At 69.5% G+C, this 3,158-nt stretch carries 6 protein-coding genes; 2 read left to right on the forward strand and 4 right to left on the reverse strand.

Features of this window, described 5'->3' with window-relative positions; all coding sequences use genetic code 11:
* Together ACFWVD_RS28140 and ACFWVD_RS28145 are read left to right on the forward strand one after the other, a co-directional pair.
* The coding region (locus ACFWVD_RS28140; protein ID WP_379247872.1) for a YhjD/YihY/BrkB family envelope integrity protein at positions 1-441 on the forward strand (441 nt) is incomplete at its 5' end.
* A gap of 106 nt (positions 442-547) precedes the next feature.
* Complete coding sequence (locus tag ACFWVD_RS28145; RefSeq protein ID WP_030386721.1) at positions 548-1,054, forward strand: DUF6328 family protein; 507 nt, start codon at positions 548-550, stop codon at positions 1,052-1,054.
* On the opposite strand, the gene ACFWVD_RS28150 is transcribed toward ACFWVD_RS28145, so the two are convergent.
* The 4 genes from ACFWVD_RS28150 to ACFWVD_RS28165 all read right to left on the reverse strand — a co-directional run.
* Positions 1,051-2,187, reverse strand: a complete 1,137-nt coding sequence (locus ACFWVD_RS28150) for a glutamate--cysteine ligase (RefSeq protein ID WP_379247876.1) — start codon at positions 2,185-2,187, stop codon at positions 1,051-1,053. The genes ACFWVD_RS28145 and ACFWVD_RS28150 overlap by 4 nt on opposite strands.
* A gap of 108 nt (positions 2,188-2,295) precedes the next feature.
* Positions 2,296-2,469 (reverse strand): CsbD family protein, encoded by a 174-nt coding sequence (locus ACFWVD_RS28155; protein WP_078626355.1) that lies wholly within the window; start codon positions 2,467-2,469, stop codon positions 2,296-2,298.
* A 64-nt stretch (positions 2,470-2,533) separates the two neighbouring features.
* Complete coding sequence (locus ACFWVD_RS28160) at positions 2,534-2,689, reverse strand: DUF6131 family protein (RefSeq protein WP_184792125.1); 156 nt, start codon at positions 2,687-2,689, stop codon at positions 2,534-2,536.
* 140 nt (positions 2,690-2,829) lie between these two features.
* A partial coding sequence (locus tag ACFWVD_RS28165; RefSeq protein WP_379247874.1) for a PRC-barrel domain-containing protein occupies positions 2,830-3,158 on the reverse strand: 329 nt, incomplete at its 5' end.

The raw sequence follows: 3,158 nt of genomic DNA on the forward strand, positions 1-3,158 counted from the left end.
GCCCATACGCTGGTCATCAACGCCCTGCTGCTGGTCCTGGTCTTCGTCGGCGCCGTGGGACTGGTCGTGTCCGGGCCGCTGGCCCGGTGGGTCGCGCATGCCACCGGCGGGCCCGGCCCGGACGTCGTGGCGCTGCTGCGCTGGCCCGTGCAGGTGGCGGTCGTGACCGTCCTGGTGCTGGTCGTCTTCCGGACCGGCCCGGCGCGCAGCCGGGGTACGCGCCGGGGGCTGCCCGGCGGCATCCTCGCGGCCCTGCTCTGGCTGACCGCGACGGGGCTCTTCACCCTGTACACGGAGCTGGACACCTACGGCCGGCTCTACGGCTCACTGGCCAGCATCGTGGTCTTCCTGGTGTGGCTCTGGCTGGCCAATCTGGCCCTGCTCACCGGGGCCCAGTTCAATGCCGAGCGGGCCCGGGAGCGGCAGCCGGACGCCCCGTGACCTCGGCGGAAGAAACGTTTCACGCACGTCCCCGTCCGGGTACCCCTCGCGGTGACCTCCGGGTCGGGCACGCGCGCAACCCCAACAGCGGACAGAAAGAGGTGTCATGAACCAGGGCCAGGGCCAGAGTGCTCGGGACGGACGGAGCGAGAGCGTCGAGGAGCGTGCCGACCGGCAGTGGCAGGAGCTCATCCAAGAGATCCGGGTCGCGCAGACGGGCGTGCAGATCCTTTTCGGTTTTCTGCTGACCGTCGCCTTCACACCGCACTTCCAGGGGCTGCCCCAGGTCGACAAGGTGATCTACATCGTCACGGTGGTCCTCGGCGCACTGGCGACTGGGGCGCTGATCGGGCCCGTTTCCTTCCACCGCATCGTCTCGGGCCGCCGGCTCAAGCCCGAGGCGGTCGCGTGGGCGTCGCGACTGACCTTCATCGGACTGCTCCTGCTGCTGGCCACCTGCACGTCCGCCCTCCTCCTCGTCCTGCGAGTGGCCACGCACAACGCGATCGTGCCGTACCTGGTCGCCGCGGTCCTGGCCTGGTACCTGCTGTGCTGGTACGTACTGCCGCTGTGGGCGCGCGTCCGCTACACCTCGGAGGAGGAGACGGCTTAGCCCGGCACGGCGGTGGTCAGCTCCGCGCAGCCCAGGACGACGCCGGCGAGATCGCCGCGCGTGCCCAGCAGGGCGCGTTGGGCGCGGGCGCCGTTGCCGCGGTCCAGGAGCACGGCGATCTCCGCACTCACCCGATCCCGGTCGCCGTGGTCGACGAGCGCCTCGCGGACGTGCTCGTAGAGGGCCAGTACGGCGTCGGCGGGGGCGGTCTCCCGCATCGTCCGCGGATGCAGCAGCGGTCCGTCCAGCCCCGAACGCCCGGCCCGCCAGGCCGCCAGGCGCAGCAGGCCGGTACCGATCCGGGCCGGCGGCTCCCCCGCCCGCCATGCCCTGGCGGCCGTTTCGACCAGGGCGCGTACGAGGGCGGCCACGAGCACCGTGGTCCCCGCCTCCAGGCACACGTCCGCGACGCGGATCTCCACCGTGGGGTAGGTGGCCGACAGCCGGGCGTCGAAGTAGATCATCCCTTCGTCGCGCAGCACACCGGAGTCCACCATCGCGCGGACATGCTCGTGGTAGCGGTCGGCGGAGCCGAAGACGCCCTCCGGTCCGGCCGAGGGCAGCCGGTCCCACACCCGGCTCCGGTAGCTCGCGTACCCGCTGTCCGCGCCCTGCCAGAAGGGGGAGTTCGCACTCATCGCGGTCAGCACGGGCAGCCAGGGCCGGATCCGGTCCAGGACCGCCACGCCCTCCTCGTCCGACTCGACCGCGACGTGGACGTGGCAGCCGCATGTGAGCTGTTCCTGCGCGGTCAGGCCGAACTGCTCGGCGATCCACCGGTACCGCTTCCCCGCACTCAGCGAGGGCCGTACGGGCAGGGGGGAGGTACCGAGGGCGGCGACGAGTGCTCCGGCGGACGCGGCGTGCCGGGACGCCTCCGAGCGCCACCGGACGATCTCCTGCCGGAGCTCGCCCATTTCCGTGACCGGCTTGGTGTTGAACTCCAGCTGCTCCCGCTGGAGCTCCTTCTCGAAGACGTGGTCCTGCTCCTCGCGGCCCTTGGAGCATTCTCCGGCGCAGCGGTCGGCCGCCGCCAGCACCGCACCGGACACGGCCAGCGGCTCGCCGGTGGAGGCGTCCACCAGCAGAAGCTCTTCTTCCACGCCCACACTTCGCATTACGCCGCCGCCCATCGCGCGCCGATGTGGAACCGCATCCGTCGTCACGGAAGATACGCCGTTCAAATGCCGAGGTCCCGCACCCACACGGGCACGGGACCTCGGCCGAAATCCGGGAGCGCGTCAGCGCTTGAAGACGTCCTTGACCTTTTCCTTGGCCTGCCGGGCGTCACCCTTGGCCTTTTCGGCGCGACCCTCGGCGGTCATGCTCTCGTTGCCCACAGCGCGGCCGACGGTCTCCTTGACCTTTCCCTTGGCCTGCTCGGCCTTGGCCTTGCTCTTTTGCTTGTCCGACACAGCTGATCACTCCCTGGGGGGCGAAATGGGAACTGGATACGCCGTCCCGGCGTAGGGCGAACCGCTACCAGTAGTGGCGTCGGCCGCCGACCGCATGTCCGACCGAGCCCAGGATCCACAGCACCGCGCCCACCACCAGCAGGATGATGCCGATGGTCCACAGGATGGAGATCCCGGTCAGAAATCCGACGAGCAGGAGAATAAGACCGACAAGAATCATGATGCCCTCGTTCCCACTTCGGAATTCGGCGGAACAGTTTGGATCCGCCATGGCGTCTCGAGTGGCGTGTACCCTCGAAAACCATATTTATCAGTACCACGCCCAGTGATTTTCGGCGGCGGGAAAGCCGCCGGTCCGTGTCACGCGCGGTGGCTGCCGGAGGGGCCTTCCCAGGGCAGCCCCCCGAGCCCGTAGTGCGTCCCGAGTTCCCCCCGGTAGCCGGGGTCCTCCAGGTGGATGTCCCGGTGGAACTCAGGGGCGTTCTTGATCTGGTCCTTCGTGATGTTCACGTGGACCTTCTCCTCCTCCAGGTCGATGCGGGCCACCGTGCTCGCCGGAAGGAGGACCTCCTTGCCGAAGATCCACACACCGGTGTCGACCACCAGGTAGGCGTCACCGACCTCGTCGGAGTGCTTGTCGACCTTCCCGATGTGGCCGTCGCTCGCCTCGACCTTGAACCCGGTGAGGT

Origin of the sequence: Nocardia sp. NPDC058666, assembly GCF_042714895.1 — a bacterium.
In the GTDB taxonomy this organism is placed as follows: Bacteria; Actinomycetota; Actinomycetes; order Mycobacteriales; family Mycobacteriaceae; genus Nocardia.